Here is an 18,854-nt window from a genome sequence, read left to right on the forward strand (position 1 = left end):
CGGATGGGTACAGTCCGCTACGTCGCGATCGGCGACTCCTTCACCGAGGGCGTGGGCGACGACCTTCCCGACGGCCGTGTTCGAGGCTGGGCGGATCTCGTCGCGCAGGGATGGGCGGATGCCTCGGGGGAGGCGATCGAGTACGCCAACCTCGCGATCCGGGGAAAGCTCATCTGGCCCATCGTCGAGCAGCAGCTCGAGCCTGCGCTCGCACTGAAGCCCACCCATCTGTCGTTCAACGGCGGCGGCAACGACATGCTCCGGCCCAAGGCCTCGACCGCGCATATCGTCGCGGCCTGGGAACGGGTGCTGGAGCGGTGCGCCGAAGAAGGCGTGACCCTCATCGCGCTGTCCGGTGCGAACCCGTCCGACCATCTGCCGCTGAGCCGAGTCTTCCAGCGTCGCGGAGATGTCTTGAGCGCCGAGGTGACCGCGCGGCTGGATTCGCGCCCCGAGGTGCTGCGCGCCTTCAACTGGCCGGACAAGGAGCTCTCCACGATCGGCTACTGGTCCGACGATCGTCTCCACATGAATGTGCGAGGACACCACCGCGTCGCGGCGCGCGTGCTCAACACGCTGGGGATCGAGCCGCCTTCGTCGTGGTGGTCGCTGCCGGCGCTCGCAGAGCGGGAGCGCACCTCCACGCGCGCCTACTACCGCGAGCATGTCGGCCCCTGGGTGCAGCGCAGGCTGAAGGGCACTTCGTCCGGCGACGGCCGCGAGCCCAAGTTCGCCGAGTGGACCCGATTCGAGCCGCAAGCGCACTGACGCGCACCGGATGCCGTGCCTGAGGCGGCTCAGCCGTGCCGGCGCACTGAATAGACGAGTTCGGCAAACTGCCCGGCCTGCCGCACCGACTCCAGCCGGAGCCGGTCCGACTCGAGGCGGCGGGGGAGCAGCGGCCGACCGGATGTGAGAGTTACAGGAGCCACCGAGACCCGCACCTCGTCGAGCAGCCCGGCATCCGCGAACTGCCCCACGAGGTCTCCGCCGCCGACGAGCCACACATCGCGGTCTTGGGCGGCGCTGAGGATCTCGAGCCAGAGGTCGGCCACGTCGCCGACGCGCAGCCTGACGTCGGCTCCGGGCACGACCGGCAGTGGGCGTGAGCTCAGCACGAAGGCCGCCTTGCCGGGATAGAACCACTTCTCCGGGTGCTCCAGGAGGTTCTCGTGGTCTAGCAGCCACTGGTAGGTGGTGGAGCCCATCACGATCGAACCGATGCCCTCGAGAAACCGGCCGAACTCGCTCTCGGCGGTGTCGGCCCCCGGCACGGCGAACAGCCAGGAGAGCGAGTCCTCGTCGTCGGCCAGGAAGCCGTTGAGGGTCGTCGCGGTGTTGTAGATGACCTTGGTCATGGCGATACCGTAACGCAGGCGACAGACACCGTCGGCGGAGACTGTTGACGTTTATTCAACCGACTGGTATTGTACTGATAGGTTGAATACAAAGGAGCGCCGCAATGACCACCGACCTGCTCAGTGCGACGTTCTCCGCCCTGGCCGATCCGACCCGTCGGGCGATCCTGGCGCGGCTCAGTCAGGGCGAGGCGACGGTGGGGGAGTTGGCCGCACCGTTCGACATGACATTCGCCGCCGTCTCGAAGCATCTTCGCGTGCTCGAGGGGGCCGGGCTGGTCACGCGCGGACGCGATGCGCAGTTCCGTCCCGCGCGCATCGCCGGGAGACCCCTGGCCGAGGCATCCCGCTGGATCAAGGGCTACGAGCGCTTCTGGAACGACAGCGCCGACGCCCTCGACGCGTACTTGAACACACTGCAGCAGCTCGACCCATCCACCGAAATACATCCACACGACAAGGAGAATCCCCATGGCTGACTACTTCACGATCACGCGCGAGCTGACCGCTCCGCGCGAGCTCGTCTTCGAGGCCCTGACCGCGCCCGAGCACTTCGCCGTCTGGTTCGGCACCGCCGCGGTCGAGGTGCCGCAGGACACGCTCTCGATGGACGTGCGACCGGGCGGCGGGTTCCGCGCGGTCATGCACCTGCCGGACGGCAATCGCATCAACTGGGCGGGGGAGTACATCGAGGTCGACCCGCCGGCGCACCTCGCGATGACCCTCACCGACAATCCGGACGCCTACGCGGGGCTGCCCGTCCTCTTCGACCTCGAGGAGATCCCCGGCGGCACACGCCTCACCATCCGGCAGGACCGCGCGGACTTCAGCGACGAGCAGGTCGCCGCCACGATCGGCGGCTACAACGCCTTCATCGACGAGATCCAGAACATCCTGACGCGCATCCAGGCATCCTGACCTCGCTGGTCGTTGTCAACCCCCTGCCTCGCAGGGGGACCCGCTGGCACGATTCCTGGAGTGGGGATGCCCGTTCCCCGCACCCGCTGAAAGGAATCATCCATGAGCATCGGCGCAGGAATCGTCCTCTTCGTGATCGGAGCAATCCTCGCGTTCGCCCTGAACGTCCAAGTGGACTGGGTGAACATCCAGCTCGTCGGCTACATCCTGATGGGCGCCGGCCTCGTGGTCGCTCTGATCGGCATCGTGCTGCTTGCGCGGCGTCGCCGGACTGAGGTCGTTACGCGGAGCGCGGTCGACCCGGTCGCGAACGAGCGGGTCACGCGCTCGGCATCCAGCACGACGGATGACACCGCAGGACTCTGACCGTCAGTTCACCGAAGGCCGGTACGGCGCTCCTCGAGGGAGTTGCTGTGCCGGCCTTCGTCCGTGACGCGGACGATTACTCGGAAATGCCGCCCCGCTCGCCTCCTCAGGCGGCACACCTACGGAGCTCTCAACAGATCAGCACCCATCGCCTCGCGTTCAAGTGCCGCCCGTTCACAGTGGCCGCATGCTCCCACCTTCTGGCGCCACTTCGGATGGCATCTTCCATCTCCCCGCTGTAGACGAGACGGTCAGCGCGGAGGTGGTGGATCAGTTTCTCCGAATCGTGGACGCATTGCCCATGCGCAGCGTCCCCGTGTCGATGCGTCAGGTAACGGCGTTCGATTTGGACGAGGTTCCTCCCCATGTCGAGGCTTTCGCGCTGATCGTCCCCCTGCTTGAGACGTGCCTGGAAGACGTACCGGAAGCACTCTCGCCGGCATTGGTCGCGCAGGTCGCCTCCATGGGCACTTTCCCGGCGATACCCGAGACGATCGCTCTGCAGATCGCGTTCGGACGGGAGGCCGGCGAGGAGCAGATGCGGGAGATCGCACGCCTGATCGCACGCGCGACTCGGCGCGGGCTCAGCGCCGACGAATACATCGCCGAACTCGCTGCGGCCGACGCAATACCGCGCGGGAAGATCATCCGACTGTTCCATGGCGAGACGCGACGGACACCGGACGTCCAGCGGATGGCGCAGGGGATCGCTCTGCTGCGCAGGATCGCATCGCTCGTGCCGCCGCCGTTGCGACCTCCGTTGCTCTGCGCGATCGCGTGGCTGCAGTGGGCCCGCGGAAAGCGGGCGATCGCGATGGGCTATCTCGCGGAGGCCGCACGCATCGAGCCCGAGCACATCCTCGCCTTCGGATTGAGCTGGCTCGTCTCCACCAAGACCCCAACGTGGATTGCAGGGAGTTAGGCCAATTTATGTACAAAAGAGTGCCAGTTGTGTACAGTTTGAGCATGACTTCGATGAACATCACCGATGCGCGAGCTCGCTTGCGCGAGGTCATCGATGCGGCGCGGCAGCAGCCGGTGTTCCTGGAGCGTCACGGTGAAGTCCAGGCTGTGGTCGTGGCGCCTGCCCAGTATGCGCGGATGGTCGAGGCTCTTGAGGATGCCGAAGATGTCCGAGAGTTCGACGCAGCGATGGCGGAGGAGGGGGACAACATCCCCTGGGAGCAGGCCAAGGCGGACCTCGGCTGGTGAGCCAATACCGGATCGAGTTGCGCCCAGCGGCGCTCAAGGCGTTGCGCGGAATCCACCCACAGGACCAGAAGCGCATCCATGGTGCGATTGCGTTGCTTGGAGTTGATCCGCGACCGCCGAGCGCCAAGGCACTGCTGGGGCGGCCCGGCTACCGGGTGCGAGTCGGTGACTACCGGATCATCTACACGATCGAGGATGATCTGCTCCTGATCGTCGTCGTCACGCTAGGGCATCGGAAACACATCTACTCGTAGCGGTCGGAAGCGCGGCAGCCGACCGAGTTGACATAATGTGCATTATCGGCGATTCCGAGTGGGGTGATCGGGGCGGTCTCTCACGACTCCAGTTCCCACAGCGCGCGGTAGTAGCGGATCCGCTCCTCGTCGGGAGCGATGCCGTAGGCGGCGAAGAACTCGTCCTGGTGACCTTCGCCGAAATTCCAGTCCAGACTCAGCGACGCGATCGCAAGGTCGGCCCACCGATCTCCGACGGCGAGGTCGCCGAAGTCGACGTTTCCCGTCCAGTGACCGGATGCCGAGATGAGCGTGTTCGGCGCGCACGCGTCGCCGTGCACGAGCACCGGGTCGACCACCGATGGCCGCGCACCGAGCGCCTGCGGACTCCGCCCGACCCAGGACTGCGCGGTGAAGGCCGCCGGAAAGTCGTCGATGGGAATCGCGTGGATCGCCCGCAGCCCCTGGGCGATCGCCCGGATCGCCTCGGGCCGTCGCGCCCGCCATTCGTCGCCCACAGCGCAGACGCCAGGCAGTGCGGCCGTCACCAGCCACTGCGCGTCCTCGGACGCGCCGTACGAGAGCACCCGAGGAGCTGGATGCCGCGTCCCGATCCACTCGAGGCGCTCCCGCTCCCGCGCCAGGTCGATGCCGGTGCGACGCGGATTCCACTTCACGAAGCGGGATCCGATCTGAAAGGTCAGCCCGCCGAGTTCGTTGCGCCAGACCAGGTCGGGCTCGTCTGCGCCGGCGATCTCGGATACGACCGGTGGGATCGGGTCTTCGCCGAGCGCATGAAGCTGCGCGAGATGGGCGAACTCGGTCTCGTCCGTCACTCTGCCTCCGGCACGTCCAGGCGCCCCAGTGCCCCGAAGGTCAGCCGTACGCCGTCCCGGTCGCGCATGACGGTCAGGAGCGTATGAGTGCAGCCTCGGCAGAGGACGATTGCGCACAGGTCATCGAGCTCGACGACCGCCTCGGCGAGCGGGGCCGTCGAGCCGCACTCCCGGCACCTGCCCACGATCGACGTGACTTCACCCGCGAACACCGGCGCGAGGATCCCGGCCAGTGCATTCCCGTCCACGCGCACCACCTCATGCAGCGCCATCACGCACCCCCGAATCGTTCCGTCTTGATGCGCAGCGGCGGATGCCCGCGCGCGACGAGTGCTTTCGCGACAGTCTCGACGAATCCGGTCGGGCCGCACACGAAAACCAGTGGATCGTCGGCGACCGGCCAGACCGCGGCTTCCAGCGCCTGCGCATCCAGCCGCCCGACGCGACCAGGCCATCCGGACGGAGCCGACCGGGTGTACGCCCACGCCACCTCGACTCCCCCATCGTCCACGGCCTCGAGCTCTTCGCGATATATCGCGTTCTCCTGCGACCTCGTGGAATACAGGAGCCGGAAAGGCGCCGCATTCGGCGCAGACAGCCGCGCGCGAACCATGGCGCGGAGTGGGACGATGCCGGAGCCGCCCGCGATGAGCTGCACCGGCGAGGGATCGTCCGCGTGCCAGACGAAGTAGCCGCCGAGCGGGCCCAACACCTCCAGGGCGTCGTCGGGGCGCACATCATGGACGAGGTACGGCGACACCTCGCCGTCCGGCACCTCGTCGATGCCCAGCTCGATCACGTCGCCCGTTCCGGCCAGCCCGAGCGAGTAGGAGCGAACGGCTTGGTAGCCGTCCTCCGCGGTGAGGCGCACGTCGACGTGCTGTCCCGGCAGGCTCCCAGGCCAGCCGGGTGCCGCGATGCGCAGGATGCGAGCGTGCGCGGTCACGGGGACCGACTCCAGGACCCGCGCCTCGCGCCATGTCACACCGCTTGCGGCCACGGTGCTCACCAATACCGCTCCTCGGTCCACGGGTCGCCGTGCAGGTGGTAGCCGTTCTGCTCCCAGAACCCTGGGTCGTCGCGCTTCTGCAGGACGAGCGCCCGGATCCACTTCGCGCTCTTCCAGAAGTACAGATGCGGAACGAGCAGCCGCGCCGGGCCGCCGTGCTCCGGATCGAGGGGCTTGCCGTCGAATTCGAACGCGATCCAGGCCTTCCCGCCCAGCAGATCGGCGAGCGGCACGTTCGTCGTATAGCCGCCGTAGCACTGGGCCATGGCATAGGCGACGTCGCTGTCGACGGCTTCGAGCAGCGTGTCGAGCGACACCCCGCGCCAGGACGTTCCGAGCTTCGACCAGCGCGTGACGCAGTGGATGTCGGTGTGCACGTCCTCGATCGGCAGCGCCTGGAACTCATCCCACGTCCAGGTCGTGTCGAGCCCTTTCTCGGTGCGGATCGTGAACCGCCAGTCCCCCAGGTCGATCCGGGGCGTCGGGCCCGCCGACAGTACAGGGAAGTCCTCGGTGAGGTACTGGCCGGGCGGGATGCGCGGGTCGGACTCGCGGCGTCTGGCGCCGAATCCGCGGGTGAATATCGCCATGGCAGCTCCTCGGTCGTGGGGCACTCGCGTTCAGGCTAGCGAAGCGTGGTGCGGCTGCGACAGATCGCGGCTGATGGCGAGTGGATGCCTCGCTACCCTGGGACCGTGGCATCCGTCCTGGTGAAAGCGCGCTCGGCATGATCGAATCGCTCACCGGGTTCGCAGTCGTCGGCTTCGCGATCCTGGTCGGCTGGATCATCGGCCGGATCGATCTGCTGGGCGAGCATGCCCGGCCGGTGCTCAGCCGCTTGACCTTCTTCGTGCTCTCTCCCTTCCTCCTGTTCGTGGTCCTCTCGCAGGCTGACGTGCGGACGCTCTTCTCGGCGCTGCTCCCGGTGTCGGCGATCGCGGCGGCAATTGTCATCGCCGTGTTCGCGGTGTTCGCCAGGCTGCTCTGGAGGCGCCCCCTCGGCGAGACGGTCATCGGGGCGGCGTCGGCGGGCCTCGTGAACGCCAACAACATCGGCATTCCGCTGTCGCTCTACCTGCTCGGCTCGGCCGCCTTCCCGGCGCCCGTGATCCTCATGCAGATACTGGTGTTCACCCCGATCCTGATGACCCTGCTCGAGGCGGCGACGTCCGGGCAGGGGTCGCTGGGCCGCTCCGTCCTGCGGACACTGCGCAACCCGATCGTGATCGGTGCGGCGCTCGGAACGCTCGTGTCGGTGTCCGGTATCGACCTGCCCCCGATCGTTCTGCAGCCGGCGATCCTCATCGCGAACGCGTGCGTGCCGGTGCTGCTGATCTCCTACGGCATCTCGCTCCATGGGCAGCGCGTGCTCGCCGCGTCGGGCCGTCGTCGTGACGTCGTACTGGCGACGGTCCTCAAGCTCGTGGTGATGCCCGCCATCGCGTGGGCATTCGGCACGTTCGTGTTCGGCATGCCTCGGGATCAGGTGCTCATCGTCGTCGTGCTCGCAGCCCTTCCGACGGCCCAGAACGTCTTCAACTACTCCCAGCGCTACGGCGTCGGCGAGACGATCGCCCGCGACACCGTGTTCCTCACCACCCTCGGCTGCGTGCCCGTTCTGCTGCTCGCGACGCTCCTGCTGGGGTGATGACGGAGGGTGACACCTCGCGCAACACTCCCCCGATCGTCCGAGGGGTATCGCGCGGGAGGTCTAGGCTGGTTCCAACCTCCCAGGGAACTTTCAGAAAGGGACTCCATGTCCACCTCATCATCTGCCGAGAAGTCGGCGATCAACGGCATCCGCACCGCTTTCGGTGTGGGTGGCGTCCTCTCCATCATCTTCGGAATCCTCATCCTCGCCTGGCCGGGCAAGACTGCAATCGTCGTCACGGCGATCGTGGCGATCTACGCGATCGCCGCGGGACTCGTCTACGGCGGGCTCGGCATCTTCTCGAAGTCCAAGGGCGGGTGGGCCCGCATCGGCCACATCGTCCTCGGACTGCTCTTCATCGTGGCCGGCATCTACGCCTTCCTCAACCTGCAGGCCGCCACGGCCTGGTTCGGCGTGTTCCTCGGCATCCTGATCGGCATCCTGTGGATCGTCGAAGGAGTCGTGTCGCTGTCGACGCTCGGCGACGCCGCGTCGAAGGGCTGGACGATCACCTTCGCGATCATCAGCATCATCGCCGGTATCGTCCTGCTGTTCACGCCGCTCTACGGTGTCGCCGTCCTCTGGTGGCTCCTGGGCATCGCGCTCATCGTGCTCGGCATCATCCAGGTCGTCCGCGCCTTCAAGTTCTCGGGCCGCGACCTCTAGATCGACGCATACGAAAGGGGCTCCGGATTCGTCCGGAGCCCCTTTCGCATGTCTGCCGTCAATTCACCGGAAGGTGCCGCTGCCACCAGTCCAGCACGGCGTCGAACCGCTCGATGCGGTGCCGCGGCTGTCCCGACCGGGTCAGCTCGTGGTTCTCACCGGGGAAGACGAGCAGTTCGGCAGGGGTTCCCTGGCGCTTGAGGGCCGCGTAATAGCGTGTCGCCTGCTCGAGCGGGCAGCGGTAGTCGAGCTCGGAGTGGATGACGAGGGTCGGGGTGGTGACCTGCTCCACGACGGCCATCGGACTCTGCCGCATGATGTCGTCCGCCGCGGTTCCGACGTACTCGTCGCCGAAGAACGAGCCGATGTCGCTGGTGCCCTGGAATGAGATCGGATCCAGGAAGCCGCGCTCCACGATGGCGCCGGCGAACCGGTGATCGTGGGCGATGATCCACGCGGTGAGATAGCCGCCGTACGACCCGCCCATGATCCCGACCCGGCCGCCGTCCAGCGATGGGTCGTCGCCGATCGCGCCTTCGAGGAAGTCGATCACGTCGGTGAAGTCGACAGTCCCCATGGCCTGGCGAATGGCGCGTCCGTGTGCGGGACCGTAGCCCGCCGAGCCGCGCGGGTTGCTGTAGACCACGGCATAGCCGGCGTCTACCAGCACCTGCGTCTCGTCGAAGAGATGAATGCCGTAGGAGGCGAAGGGCCCACCGTGGATCTGCAGGATGACGGGGAACGGCCCCTCGCCCTCCGGGCGGGCGACCCAGCCGTGCACGGGATAGCCGTCCCGGCCGGTGACGCTGAGCTCGCGAGGGATGACGATCCCGGATGCCGCGGCCCCGGCGCCGAACGCCGTCAGCGTGCGGCTGCCATCGCCCTCGACCAGCACGAGCTCGCCGAACGAGTCAGGTCGTGCCAGCGCCGCGACGATCCGGCCCGCGGCGGCGGCATGGCCGTTCACCTCGACATCGCCGCCGAGCACCTCGTTCACCTCGCCAGTGCGGGAGACCCTGATGAGCGGCACGCGGCCGCGGCTGCTGTGCTGGACGAGGAAGTCATCGCCGACCGGGGTGATGTGGCTATCACCGAGATCGAGCGCTTCGGGATCGGTGATCAGGCGGACGCCCTCGCCGTCGATCAGCCAGAGCGCGGTGCTCGACGCAACGAAGTCAGTGCCCTCTGGTCCGGCGTCATGGGCGAGCAGGGCGATGGTGCCGTCTGCGGCGATCGCGAGATCCTCGACCGAGAGATCGGCGCTCAGCGGCACGAGCTCACGCTCGCCGCTGCCGTCGACCGCGATCGCGATCACCGGGGTGCGCAGGTCGCGGCGCCCGATCTCGAGCTCTTTCCGGATCGTCACGATCTCGGCGCCGGCGAAGGCGATACCGGAGTGCGAGGCGTTCCCCGTGGTCAGCTGGCGGGGCTCATCGGCGATCACCGGCTTCTTCGGGGCGGTGTCGCCTTCTGGCTGCACCCGCGCTGCGGGCTCGTAGAACGGCTCGGCGTCCGTCGCAGGAGCGGCAACGATGAACAGCTGCGCGGGCCGGTCGGCGAGGTAGCCGAGTCCGTTGGCATGCCAGCGCACCGCGGTGATCCGTCGCGGTGCCTCGGCCGAGGCATCGAGGCCCTCGACGGATCCGTACCGCCCGCGCTCGGCGACGCGCGCGATGAAGCCGATCGCGGCGCCGTCAGGTGACCACGCGAATTCGCTGACCCCGAGCGGGGCGTCGGTGGCCTGCACCGGCTCCCCTCCCCCGGCGTCCACGACGAAGACCTGGCTCTTGTCCTTGCCGTCGCCCCGCAGGAAGGCGAGGCGGGTGCCGTCCGGCGACAACCGGGGCGCGGAGTCCGAGATTCCTCTCGTGAGCCGGCGCGGAGCGCCAGCCGGCAGCTCGACACGCCACAGCTGACCCACGGCGCGGTTGGCGGCCACGTCCGGTCGCGAGCATGCGAACACGGCGAACGAGCCGTCCGGTGCGATCTCGGGCCGTCCGACCGAGATGAGGGTTTCGATGTCCTCAGCGCGCATGACTCACTCCGCGGCGAACGAGCCGGTGTCGCCGACCAGACGGGTGTTGTCGGCGGGCACGGGGTCGAGCGCGGCACGCGCGACCTCGGCGGCGAATTCGCCGACGTTGTAGAGCTTGCCGGCCTCTTCGCGCCGGGTGGCGATCGCGCCCGGGTTCGCGCGCTCGAGCAGGGTCGCGGTGATGGTGCCTTCGATCATGTCGCCGGAGACGACGACGAAGCCCACGCCGCGGCCGGTGAGGCCGGGGATCCGCTCGCGCAGGGCGTCTTCGCCGGCGCGCTTGGACAGCGCCACCGGCAGGTACTCGGGCATGGTCGGCGTCGTGCGGATGAAATGCGCCTGGTGGCTCGTGACGAACACTACCCGCGAGCCCTCGTGCAGCAGCGGGCCGGCCGCCTCGAGCACGTTCACCTGGGCGTCGCGGTTGAGCAGCAGCGCATAGTCCTCGGCCATGCCGGACTCCATGCCGCCGGAGGCGTTGAGGACGAGGATGTCCAGGCCGCCGTAGGTGCGCTCGACCTCGTCGAACATCGCCTTGACCGACTCGGGGTCGGTGAGATCGGCTCCGATGACGAGCGCCTGCACGCCGAGCTCGCGCAGCTCCGCGCCGAGCTTCTCGGCGCGGGGCGCCTTGTTGCGGTAGTTGATCACGACGTCGGCGCCGGCCTGTGCGAAGTACCGCGCGGTATCGGCGCCGATGCCGCGCGAGGAGCCGGTGACGAGCGCGGTCTTGCCGCTGAGCGATCCGGGGGCCAGGGGAACGAGGGATTCGGACACGGGTACTCCAGGGTGTTGCGGGGCGACTGTGGGCGGAGGTTCCGCGCCCGCCGCGCGGGATCGCGTGGCGCCACTCGACCCTACCAAGCAGCCCCTTCTCGGCCCGGATCCAGGGCCCACCACGCGTGATAAGTTCAAGCCAGGAGGCACATCGTGGAGCTCATCCAGACGATCGAGGACTGGTCATGGATCGCATGGGTCGTCCTGATCCTTGCGTTCCTGGTGATCGAGATGCTCACGCTCACGTTCACCTTCCTGATGCTCGGCATCGGCAGCGTCGCGGGGCTCGTCGCCGATCTGCTCGGCGCTCCGCTGTGGCTGCAGGCGGTGGTCGCGGCCGTGGTCGCCGCAGTGCTGGTGCTCATCCTGCGGCCCCCGCTCCTGCGCCGGCTGCAGCGCGGCGAGGATCCGACGCCCTCGAATGTCGCGGCGCTCATCGGCCTCGCCGGTCGCGTCGTATCGACCGTCTCCCCCGACGGCGGGCAGGTCAAGCTGACGAACGGCGACATCTGGACCGCACGGTCCGAAGCCCTGCGGACGCTCGACCCCGGCACGCCGATCCGGGTCTCTCGCATCGACGGCGCGACCGCGTTCGTCCGGCCCGAATCCGAGGAGTCCAATTCATGAATGTCGGGCAGATCGTTCCCACCGCGATCGGCTGGATCCTCGCGATCGCGGTCTTCGTCTTCGTGCTGGTGATCATCGTCCGCTCCATCCGGATCATCCCGCAGGCGAGCGCGGGGGTCGTGGAGCGCCTCGGCCGGTATCACAAGACCCTTATGCCCGGCTTGAACCTCCTGGTGCCCTTCATCGACCGGGTCCGGCCGCTCATCGACATGCGCGAGCAGGTGGTGTCCTTCCCGCCGCAGCCGGTGATCACCGAGGACAACCTGGTCGTCTCCATCGACACCGTGGTCTACTTCCAGGTCACCGACGCGCGCGCCGCGACCTACGAGATCGCCAACTACCTCGGTGCGGTCGAGCAGCTCACCACCACTACGCTCCGCAACGTGGTGGGCAGTCTCAACCTCGAAGAGGCGCTGACGAGCCGAGACAACATCAACGGCCAGCTCCGTGTCGTACTCGATGAGGCCACCGGCAAATGGGGTGTCCGGGTCGGTCGCGTCGAGCTGAAGGCGATCGATCCGCCGCACTCGATCCAGGATTCGATGGAGAAGCAGATGCGGGCCGAGCGCGACCGCCGCGCGCTCATCCTCACCGCCGAGGGCACGAAGCAGTCCGCGATCCTCGAAGCCGAAGGCCACCGCCAGGGCGAGATCCTGCGGGCCGAGGGCGACAAGCAGGCTGCCGTGCTGCGCGCGCAGGGCGAGGCCGAGGCGATCGCCACCGTCTTCCAGGCGATCCACGCCGGCAATCCCGACGAGAAGCTCCTGGCCTACCAGTACCTGCTGACCCTGCCGAAGATCGCCGAGAGCGCCTCCAGCAAGCTCTGGATCATCCCGAGCGAGTTCACCGACGCACTCAAGGGCATGAGCGGCGCCTTCGCCGGCTCGGTCAACGACATGGCACGACGGACGGATGCCGCGATCCCGCCGGCGCCGTCACCCGCTCCCACCGACCAGTCGTGACGCACCCCTGGTTCGCGCGCGCCGCGACACCGCGGGTGCTCGCGCACCGTGGCCTTGTGACGGCGGAGGGCAAGTCCCACGGCGTCGCCGAGAACTCCTTCGCAGCCGTCGCGGCCGCGGAAGCCGCCGGGGCGACCTATGTCGAGTCGGACTGCCACCTGACCCGCGACGGTGCCGTGGTGCTCTTCCACGACGACGATCTCTCCCGCGTGACCGGTGATGCGCGTCGCGTCGACCAGGTGACGGTCCGCGAGCTGGAGGGCATCATGGCCGGCCATGGCGGCCTGATCACCCTCGCGCAGGCCCTCGACACCTTCCCCGTGCTGCGCTTCAATCTCGACGTCAAGGCGACTGCCGCCGCCGTGCCCGTGGGCCGCGAGGTGGCGGAGCACGGCGCTCGCGTGCTCGTCACGAGCTTCTCGGACGACCGCCGCCGCGCGGCGCTCGACGCGGCCGCTGCGGCGGCTCCCGGCATCCGTCCCGCCACGTCGCCTGGGACTTCCACGATCGCCCGTCTGATCGGCGCTGTGTCGATGCGATCGGAGCGGATGGTGCGGCGCGCGCTCGCCGGAATCGACGCGGTCCAGGTGCCCGAGCGGCACGGCCGTGTGCGGATCGTGACCCCGAGATTCATCGACCTGACCCACCGCGCCGACGTTGAGGTCCACGTGTGGACGGTCAATGATCCGGCGGACATGAAGCGCCTCGTGGCGATGGGCGTCGACGGTGTCGTGACCGATCGAGCGGACGTCGCGCTCGCCGCCCTGCGCTGACGTTTCATAGCAGGAAACGGGCACAGCTCGGCCCTGTGCATCCACTGTGAATGCCGCCGTGCATCGCCTACTTCGGATGAGATGCCCAGGTCACTTCGTTATACCTGAGAAGCGACGAGAGGACCCCACAATGGCAGACCGCAGTCTTCGCGGCATCCGACTCGGCGCCCAGAGCTTACAGAGCGAAGAGGGCGTCGTGTTCCATGAACGCGCACAGCACACCTACACCTGCACGGCGTGCGGGCGTGACACCACCATGACCTTCGCGGCCGACGCCGAAGTGCCCGACGCTTGGGAATGCCGCGTCTGCGGCGCCGAGTCTCTGCTGCGCATCGGCGAAGGCACCGCGACAGTCGACCACAGCGGCGACAAGGTCGCCCGCAGTCACTGGGACATGCTGCTGGAGCGGCGCACGCTTCCCGAGCTCGAGGAGCTCCTCGAAGAGCGCCTCGCCTACGTCCGGGCGCGCCGTGGCGCCGGCGAGGACGTCAGTGCTCAGAAGGTCGACAAGATCAGCGCCTGACGCCCGTCAGCCGACTTCGACGGCGCCTGTTCCTTCGGGAGCGGGCGCCGTCTTCGTGTTGCGACGCCGGATCCAGGCGAAGACGCCGAGCGCGCTGATCGCGACGAGGCTTCCCCAGCAGAGCAGCGCCTGCAGCGCCTGCCCGATGACCACAGCGGGCGTCAGCCCGGTGCGCAGCGGCACCGTCGTGAGCATCTGACCGGCGGTGTCCGCCGGGAGGCCGTCGATCGTCGTGCCGTCCGGTGAGATCACCTGGCTCGTGCCGACCGTCGACAGGTTCACCACTGCTCGGCCGGTCTCGAGGGCGCGCATCCGCGCGAACGCCAGCTGCTGCAGATTCTCGTCGGTGCCGCGGAAGTCGGCGTTGTTCGTCTGGAACATGTAGACCTCGGCGCCGTCGCGCGCCCCGGTCCAGATGACGTCGTCGTAGATGACGTCGAAGCAGATCGCGAGTCCCACGCCGGTGCCGTCGATGTCGAAGAACGGCGACGAGCTGCCTGGGGTGTAGCCGCGACCGATCAGACCGATGAGGTCGGGGGCGAGCAGATTGTAGAACCAGCGATCAGGGACGTACTCCCCGAACGGCACCGGATGCCACTTGTCATAGGTCTGCGTCGGATTGGCGGCACCCTGCTCCCACAGCAGCGATGAATTGAAGTACTCCTCGCCCCGGGTGGTGACCGCGCTCACGAGCAGCGGTGCGTTGATCCGCCGGGCGAGGTCGTCGAGCACCGCCGCGGTCCTGGCATCGGTCGTCGGGTCGGAGTCGATCCCGCCTTCGGGCCACAGCAGCACATCCATTTCCTGTCCGACGAGGGGCTTGGTCGCCTCCAGCTGGGCGTCCAGCACGGCGTGCGGCGCGCGCTCGTCGAAGTAGCCGGCGGGTCCATTGCCCTGCACCGCGCCGACGCGGATGGTGCCGGCATCCGTGGTCGGGAACTGCGGCACGAGCAGGAGGAGCAGCGCGAAGACGATCGTGGGGATGGCGTACCGGATGCTGCGGAACTGGCGCAGCCGCACGAACTCGATCGCGGCAGCACAGCACAGCACGATGAGGAAGGTCAGGCCCGAGATCCCGACCCACGACGCGAGGTGGCCGAGGATGCTCGTCGACTGCGTCACGCCGACGCGCCCCCAGGGGAAGCCACCGTAGGGCCAGGAGCCCACCACCTGCTCGCGCATCGTCCAGAGCCCGGCGACCAGCATCGGCAGCAGGATGAGGCGCGCCCAGCGCCCGGGGATCGCGCGCGGCAGCCAGCGGTAGGCGAGCGTGATCGGTATGGCGAACACCGCCGTGATGACGGCCTCGAGCATCGACAGCGCGAGCCACGGCACCGGCCCCAGGTACCGGGCGGTGAACGAGACGTTCACGAGGTAGAAGGCCGCACCGAACGCGAATCCCACGAGCAGCGCGCTCCACGTCCGACGGCCGATGAGGGCCATGAGCGCCATCGGGACGGCGACGAACACGGTCGGCCACCAGCCCAGTGCCGGGAAGGCGGTCGTCAGCACCAGCCCGCCCGCGGCCGAGACGAGCAGCGCGGCCCAGAGCGGCAGCAGGGCCGCGGGGCCGCCGATGTCGGGTCGGCGCGCGGAGGCGACGGGCTCGGGCACGGATCAACCCTAGACGGACGAATACGAGACGATGCCCCGGCGGACGGCGTCCAGCGCCTTCCGCGCCACCGTTGCGAGCGGGGCGTCGGCCACGAGCGAGAGCTGGTCGAGGAGGTCGATCGTCTGCTTCGTCCAGCGCACGAAGTCGCCGGCGGCCATGTCCGCCTCGATCAGCACGCGGTCGAGCGCCATTCCGCGCGCCCACGAGTGCATCGCGCCGGCCAGACCCGCGGCGATCGGCTCAGTGCCGGGGAGGCTGTGTGCCCGCTCCAGGTCGTCGAGGTGCTGCCACAGCTCCTGCGTCTGGCCGAGTGCGGCGCGGAACGCACCGCGCGGAAGTCCGTGCTCCGTCGGACCGGCGTCGTCGCGACGGGGTTCGTACACGAGGCTGCAGGCGAGGGCGGCGAGGGACGCGGCATCCAGCCCGTTCCACAGACCCTGCCGCAGCGACTCCGCCACGAGCAGATCGCGCTCGCCGTAGATGCGGCGCATGATCCGCCCGGCTGAGGTGAGCGACGTGGTCCCGTCGTCCTTCAACTCGACGTACGCCAACTCGTCGAGCACGTCGACGACGCGGTCGAAGATCCGGGCCACGGTGCCGGTGCGGTTGTCGATCTGGCGACGCAGCCCCTCGACGGTGCGGTGCAGCCGCCAGTATCGCTCGGCCCAACGGGCGTGCTGCTCCCGGTCGGGGCACTGATGGCAGGCATGGCGCTGCATGCGCCGGCGCAGCGAGGCGATCTCGCTCTGGCGCTTCTCGCGGGTGCCCCGTGACGCGTTCGCGTCTTTGCGGTGGAGCTTCTCGAGGTCGCTCAGGTCGCGCCGGATCTCCGCGTAATCGGTGAAGTCGCCGCGGTCGCAGGTCATCGCGGTGCGATAGCCCTCCAGCGACGCCTCCTGCTCGCGCACCTGGCGGGCAAGACCTACCACCGCACGGTCGGCCTGGAACTGCGCGAACGACGACTCGAGGATCTCGCGCGCCTTCGGCCGGCCGAACTGGTCGATGAGGTTCACGGCCATGTTGTAGGTGGGCCGGAAGCTCGAGTTCAACGGATAGGTGCGGCGCGAGGCGAGTGCTGCGACGGCCTGCGGATCCAGCCCCTCGGTCCACTGGATGACCGCATGGCCCTCGACGTCGATCCCGCGCCGTCCGGCGCGTCCGGTGATCTGGGTGTACTCCCCCGACGTGATCGCGACGCGCGCCTCGCCGTTGAACTTCTCCAGCTTCTCGAGCACGACGGTGCGGGCCGGCATGTTGATGCCGAGCGCGAGGGTCTCGGTCGCGAAGACGGCCTTGACGAGCTTGCGTCGGAAGAGCTCCTCGACGACCTCCTTGAAGGCCGGGAGGAGGCCGGCATGGTGGGCCGCGACGCCGCGCTCGAGGTTGTCCAGCCACTCGAAGTAGCCGAGCACCGCGAGGTCCTCGTCAAGCAGGGCCCTGGTGCGCTCTTCGACGACCGCGCGGATCTCGGTGCGCTCCTCGGGGGTGGTGAGTCGGATGCCGGACCGCCGCACCTGCTGCACGGCGGCGTCGCACCCCACGCGACTGAAGATGAAGAAGATGGCCGGCAGGAGGTTGGCGCGCTCCAGGAGCTTGACGACATCCGGGCGGTCGAGCCGCTCAATGCGCTGCACGTTCGCCGAGCGCACCGGGCGGGTGCCGCCCTTGTTCGGGCGGTGCCGCGCGGCCTCGTAGCCGCCGTTTCGGTTCGCGGCGCTGCGCATCGCCTGGGTGCGCCGGTTGTTCTCGAAGTTCGCTCCCTTGAACGACCGGATGCGCATGAGCTCCTGGTTGACCTGCGCGGTGGCGATGCCGGCGCGGTCGTCGAACAGCGGCAGCAGGTCGCCACGCACGAGCACATGCTGCTCGAGGGGCACGGGGCGGATCTCGGAGACGATCACCTCGGTGTCGCCGCGGACCGTGTCGAGCCAGTCGCCGAATTCCTCGGCGTTGGAGACGGTGGCGGAGAGGGAGATCAGGCGCACGTCCGCGGGCAGGTGGATGATGACCTCTTCCCACACCGCGCCGCGGAAGCGGTCGGCGAGGTAGTGCACCTCGTCCATCACCACGTAGCGCAGACCCTTCAGCGCCGACGATCCCGCGTACAGCATGTTGCGCAGCACCTCGGTCGTCATGACGACCACCCGCGCGTTGCCGTTGATGTTCGTGTCGCCGGTGAGCAGGCCGACCTGATCCGCGCCGTACACCTCGACGAGCTCGCGGAACTTCTGGTTCGACAGGGCCTTCATCGGGGTCGTGTAGAACGCCTTGGGCGGGTGCGGATCGGCGGCGGATTCGCGCATCGCCAGATGGATCGCGAACTCCCCCACGATCGTCTTGCCCGCACCTGTAGGCGCTGCGACCAGCACACTGCCGCCGTCCTCCAGGGCGTGGCATCCGGCGATCTGAAAGGGGTCGAGAGTGAACTTCTGGGATGCCGCGAACGCGGCCGTGATCGGATGTCGCTGATCCTCCCGTGCTCGCGCATATCGTTCGGCGGGCCCGGGTTCGCTCACGCGCTGGCCTCGGACGCCAGGAAGGCGGCGGTGCGTTTCGCTTTGCGGCGATCGAACAGGAGCGAGAGCCCGGCGGCGGCGAAGTACAGCACGATCATGATCCCCATGAGCAGGAGCATCGAGGTGACATCGGCCGCGGGAGTGGCGAGGGCGGCGAACGTCGCGGCGATGAGCACCGCGACCCGCCAGCCCTTCACGATCGCCCGCCCGCTGATGATGCCGGCGACGTTCAGCGCCACCAGGAACACCGGAAGCACGAAGGCGACGCCGATCACGATGAGGAACTTGAAGACGAAGTCGTAGTACACGTCGTACTTGTAGAACTGCGCCGTGCCCGCGGGCACGAACTGGGCCATGAGCTCGATGACGTGCGGAATGATGAAGAATCCGACGACGCAGCCGGCGAAGAAGAGCGGAATGGCCGCACCGAGGAAACCCCAGGTGTAGCGGATCTCCTTGCGGGTCAAGCCGGGCATGAAGAACGCCCAGATCTGCCACATCCACACCGGCGCCGAGATCAGCAGGCCGATCGCGAAGGCGATGCGCATCCGCAGGTCGAAGCCGCCGGTCACCGTGTCGATGTTGAGCGCGGTGTACTCGCGGCCCTCCTGCGAGGCGATCGTCGTGATGGGGACGCTGAGCAGTTCGATGATCGGTCCCGTGATGAAGAACGCGACCACCATGCCGATCACCAGCGCGGCCGCGGCGATCACGAGCCTGCGGCGCAGCTCCATGAGGTGCTGCGCGAGCGACATGCGCTTGTCGCGCTTCGGCGTG

23 protein-coding genes are annotated in these 18,854 nt (G+C 68.3%); 13 read left to right on the plus strand and 10 right to left on the minus strand.

The window, feature by feature from the left end; genetic code table 11:
• Positions 1-3 precede the first annotated feature (3 nt).
• The gene (locus ACXJ3V_RS02730; RefSeq protein ID WP_457098711.1) at positions 4-768 is read left to right on the plus strand and encodes an SGNH/GDSL hydrolase family protein; all 765 of its coding nucleotides are present in this window, start codon (positions 4-6) and stop codon (positions 766-768) included.
• A 29-nt stretch (positions 769-797) separates the two neighbouring features.
• Here the strand turns inward: ACXJ3V_RS02730 and ACXJ3V_RS02735 are convergent, their stop codons facing one another.
• On the minus strand, positions 798-1,358 hold the full coding sequence (locus ACXJ3V_RS02735) for a dihydrofolate reductase family protein (protein ID WP_457098712.1): 561 nt from the start codon (positions 1,356-1,358) through the stop codon (positions 798-800).
• A gap of 104 nt (positions 1,359-1,462) precedes the next feature.
• Between ACXJ3V_RS02735 and ACXJ3V_RS02740 the strand changes: the two genes are divergently transcribed.
• The 6 genes from ACXJ3V_RS02740 to ACXJ3V_RS02765 all read left to right on the plus strand — a co-directional run bounded on the left by ACXJ3V_RS02740 (position 1,463) and on the right by ACXJ3V_RS02765 (position 4,108).
• Entirely contained in the window at positions 1,463-1,837 is a 375-nt protein-coding gene (locus tag ACXJ3V_RS02740; protein ID WP_457098713.1) for an ArsR/SmtB family transcription factor, read from the plus strand.
• The gene (locus ACXJ3V_RS02745; RefSeq protein WP_457098714.1) at positions 1,830-2,276 is read left to right on the plus strand and encodes an SRPBCC family protein; all 447 of its coding nucleotides are present in this window, start codon (positions 1,830-1,832) and stop codon (positions 2,274-2,276) included. The genes ACXJ3V_RS02740 and ACXJ3V_RS02745 overlap by 8 nt, the downstream gene beginning before the upstream one ends.
• A gap of 102 nt (positions 2,277-2,378) precedes the next feature.
• Positions 2,379-2,642 (plus strand): DUF6458 family protein, encoded by a 264-nt coding sequence (locus ACXJ3V_RS02750; protein WP_457098715.1) that lies wholly within the window; start codon positions 2,379-2,381, stop codon positions 2,640-2,642.
• Between the two features lie 187 nt (positions 2,643-2,829).
• Positions 2,830-3,564, plus strand: a complete 735-nt coding sequence (locus tag ACXJ3V_RS02755; RefSeq protein WP_457098716.1) for a hypothetical protein — start codon at positions 2,830-2,832, stop codon at positions 3,562-3,564.
• 44 nt (positions 3,565-3,608) lie between these two features.
• The gene (locus ACXJ3V_RS02760) at positions 3,609-3,854 is read left to right on the plus strand and encodes a type II toxin-antitoxin system Phd/YefM family antitoxin (protein ID WP_457098717.1); all 246 of its coding nucleotides are present in this window, start codon (positions 3,609-3,611) and stop codon (positions 3,852-3,854) included.
• Positions 3,851-4,108, plus strand: coding sequence for a type II toxin-antitoxin system RelE family toxin (locus ACXJ3V_RS02765; protein WP_457098718.1), 258 nt, complete (start codon positions 3,851-3,853; stop codon positions 4,106-4,108). The genes ACXJ3V_RS02760 and ACXJ3V_RS02765 overlap by 4 nt, the downstream gene beginning before the upstream one ends.
• A gap of 80 nt (positions 4,109-4,188) precedes the next feature.
• Here the strand turns inward: ACXJ3V_RS02765 and ACXJ3V_RS02770 are convergent, their stop codons facing one another.
• From ACXJ3V_RS02770 to ACXJ3V_RS02785, 4 genes are read right to left on the minus strand one after another with little or no spacing between them, the layout of a single operon-like run.
• Entirely contained in the window at positions 4,189-4,923 is a 735-nt protein-coding gene (locus ACXJ3V_RS02770; protein ID WP_457098719.1) for a phosphotransferase, read from the minus strand.
• Entirely contained in the window at positions 4,920-5,195 is a 276-nt protein-coding gene (locus tag ACXJ3V_RS02775; protein WP_457098720.1) for a DUF6510 family protein, read from the minus strand. The genes ACXJ3V_RS02770 and ACXJ3V_RS02775 overlap by 4 nt, the downstream gene beginning before the upstream one ends.
• Positions 5,195-5,932, minus strand: a complete 738-nt coding sequence (locus ACXJ3V_RS02780; protein ID WP_457098721.1) for an FAD-binding oxidoreductase — start codon at positions 5,930-5,932, stop codon at positions 5,195-5,197. The genes ACXJ3V_RS02775 and ACXJ3V_RS02780 overlap by 1 nt, the downstream gene beginning before the upstream one ends.
• Positions 5,929-6,522, minus strand: coding sequence for a sulfite oxidase-like oxidoreductase (locus ACXJ3V_RS02785; RefSeq protein ID WP_457098722.1), 594 nt, complete (start codon positions 6,520-6,522; stop codon positions 5,929-5,931). The genes ACXJ3V_RS02780 and ACXJ3V_RS02785 overlap by 4 nt, the downstream gene beginning before the upstream one ends.
• Before the next feature lie 137 nt (positions 6,523-6,659).
• On the opposite strand from ACXJ3V_RS02785, the gene ACXJ3V_RS02790 reads away from it, so the two are divergent.
• Positions 6,660-7,580, plus strand: a complete 921-nt coding sequence (locus tag ACXJ3V_RS02790; protein WP_457098723.1) for an AEC family transporter — start codon at positions 6,660-6,662, stop codon at positions 7,578-7,580.
• A gap of 108 nt (positions 7,581-7,688) precedes the next feature.
• Complete coding sequence (locus ACXJ3V_RS02795) at positions 7,689-8,249, plus strand: HdeD family acid-resistance protein (protein WP_457098724.1); 561 nt, start codon at positions 7,689-7,691, stop codon at positions 8,247-8,249.
• 58 nt (positions 8,250-8,307) lie between these two features.
• On the opposite strand, the gene ACXJ3V_RS02800 is transcribed toward ACXJ3V_RS02795, so the two are convergent.
• Together ACXJ3V_RS02800 and ACXJ3V_RS02805 are read right to left on the minus strand one after the other, a co-directional pair.
• Positions 8,308-10,284 carry a S9 family peptidase gene (locus tag ACXJ3V_RS02800; protein ID WP_457098725.1) on the minus strand — a complete coding sequence of 659 codons (1,977 nt, stop codon included), beginning with the start codon at positions 10,282-10,284 and terminating at the stop codon, positions 8,308-8,310.
• A 3-nt stretch (positions 10,285-10,287) separates the two neighbouring features.
• Positions 10,288-11,061: an SDR family oxidoreductase gene (locus ACXJ3V_RS02805; RefSeq protein WP_457098726.1), complete on the minus strand. Its 774-nt coding sequence runs from the start codon at positions 11,059-11,061 to the stop codon at positions 10,288-10,290.
• A gap of 153 nt (positions 11,062-11,214) precedes the next feature.
• On the opposite strand from ACXJ3V_RS02805, the gene ACXJ3V_RS02810 reads away from it, so the two are divergent.
• From ACXJ3V_RS02810 to ACXJ3V_RS02825, 4 genes are all read left to right on the plus strand, one after another.
• Positions 11,215-11,688 carry an NfeD family protein gene (locus ACXJ3V_RS02810; RefSeq protein WP_457098727.1) on the plus strand — a complete coding sequence of 158 codons (474 nt, stop codon included), beginning with the start codon at positions 11,215-11,217 and terminating at the stop codon, positions 11,686-11,688.
• Complete coding sequence (locus tag ACXJ3V_RS02815; RefSeq protein WP_457098728.1) at positions 11,685-12,650, plus strand: SPFH domain-containing protein; 966 nt, start codon at positions 11,685-11,687, stop codon at positions 12,648-12,650. The genes ACXJ3V_RS02810 and ACXJ3V_RS02815 overlap by 4 nt, the downstream gene beginning before the upstream one ends.
• A complete protein-coding gene (locus ACXJ3V_RS02820; protein ID WP_457098729.1) occupies positions 12,647-13,423 on the plus strand; it encodes a glycerophosphodiester phosphodiesterase family protein in 777 nt (258 codons plus the stop codon). Before ACXJ3V_RS02815 ends, ACXJ3V_RS02820 begins: the two co-directional genes overlap by 4 nt.
• 130 nt (positions 13,424-13,553) lie before the next feature.
• On the plus strand, positions 13,554-13,946 hold the full coding sequence (locus tag ACXJ3V_RS02825; protein WP_457098730.1) for an RNA polymerase-binding protein RbpA: 393 nt from the start codon (positions 13,554-13,556) through the stop codon (positions 13,944-13,946).
• Between the two features lie 6 nt (positions 13,947-13,952).
• Here the strand turns inward: ACXJ3V_RS02825 and lnt are convergent, their stop codons facing one another.
• The 3 genes from lnt to tatC are packed head-to-tail and all read right to left on the minus strand — an operon-like array spanning position 13,953 to position 18,832.
• Entirely contained in the window at positions 13,953-15,560 is a 1,608-nt protein-coding gene (lnt, locus tag ACXJ3V_RS02830) for an apolipoprotein N-acyltransferase (protein WP_457098731.1), read from the minus strand.
• A 9-nt stretch (positions 15,561-15,569) separates the two neighbouring features.
• Positions 15,570-18,077 (minus strand): DEAD/DEAH box helicase, encoded by a 2,508-nt coding sequence (locus ACXJ3V_RS02835; RefSeq protein WP_457098732.1) that lies wholly within the window; start codon positions 18,075-18,077, stop codon positions 15,570-15,572.
• Positions 18,074-18,832 (minus strand): twin-arginine translocase subunit TatC, encoded by a 759-nt coding sequence (gene tatC, locus ACXJ3V_RS02840; RefSeq protein ID WP_457098856.1) that lies wholly within the window; start codon positions 18,830-18,832, stop codon positions 18,074-18,076. Before tatC ends, ACXJ3V_RS02835 begins: the two co-directional genes overlap by 4 nt.
• Positions 18,833-18,854: the final 22 nt, after the last annotated feature.

This window comes from Microbacterium sp. P5_E9, from assembly GCF_054049175.1.

What these genes read in the sequence shown, in the direction of transcription:
- ACXJ3V_RS02735 (WP_457098712.1), bottom strand. Translation starts at nt 1,358, where the DNA reads ATGACCAAGGTCATCTACAACACCGCGACGACCCTCAACGGCTTCCTG.
- ACXJ3V_RS02775 (WP_457098720.1), bottom strand. Translation starts at nt 5,195, where the DNA reads ATGGCGCTGCATGAGGTGGTGCGCGTGGACGGGAATGCACTGGCCGGG.
- ACXJ3V_RS02795 (WP_457098724.1), top strand. Translation starts at nt 7,689, where the DNA reads ATGTCCACCTCATCATCTGCCGAGAAGTCGGCGATCAACGGCATCCGC.
- ACXJ3V_RS02825 (WP_457098730.1), top strand. Translation starts at nt 13,554, where the DNA reads ATGGCAGACCGCAGTCTTCGCGGCATCCGACTCGGCGCCCAGAGCTTA.
- ACXJ3V_RS02745 (WP_457098714.1), top strand. Translation starts at nt 1,830, where the DNA reads ATGGCTGACTACTTCACGATCACGCGCGAGCTGACCGCTCCGCGCGAG.
- ACXJ3V_RS02815 (WP_457098728.1), top strand. Translation starts at nt 11,685, where the DNA reads ATGAATGTCGGGCAGATCGTTCCCACCGCGATCGGCTGGATCCTCGCG.
- ACXJ3V_RS02750 (WP_457098715.1), top strand. Translation starts at nt 2,379, where the DNA reads ATGAGCATCGGCGCAGGAATCGTCCTCTTCGTGATCGGAGCAATCCTC.
- ACXJ3V_RS02800 (WP_457098725.1), bottom strand. Translation starts at nt 10,284, where the DNA reads ATGCGCGCTGAGGACATCGAAACCCTCATCTCGGTCGGACGGCCCGAG.
- ACXJ3V_RS02785 (WP_457098722.1), bottom strand. Translation starts at nt 6,522, where the DNA reads ATGGCGATATTCACCCGCGGATTCGGCGCCAGACGCCGCGAGTCCGAC.
- ACXJ3V_RS02760 (WP_457098717.1), top strand. Translation starts at nt 3,609, where the DNA reads ATGACTTCGATGAACATCACCGATGCGCGAGCTCGCTTGCGCGAGGTC.
- ACXJ3V_RS02740 (WP_457098713.1), top strand. Translation starts at nt 1,463, where the DNA reads ATGACCACCGACCTGCTCAGTGCGACGTTCTCCGCCCTGGCCGATCCG.
- ACXJ3V_RS02755 (WP_457098716.1), top strand. Translation starts at nt 2,830, where the DNA reads ATGCTCCCACCTTCTGGCGCCACTTCGGATGGCATCTTCCATCTCCCC.
- tatC (WP_457098856.1), bottom strand. Translation starts at nt 18,832, where the DNA reads ATGTCGCTCGCGCAGCACCTCATGGAGCTGCGCCGCAGGCTCGTGATC.
- ACXJ3V_RS02790 (WP_457098723.1), top strand. Translation starts at nt 6,660, where the DNA reads ATGATCGAATCGCTCACCGGGTTCGCAGTCGTCGGCTTCGCGATCCTG.
- ACXJ3V_RS02730 (WP_457098711.1), top strand. Translation starts at nt 4, where the DNA reads ATGGGTACAGTCCGCTACGTCGCGATCGGCGACTCCTTCACCGAGGGC.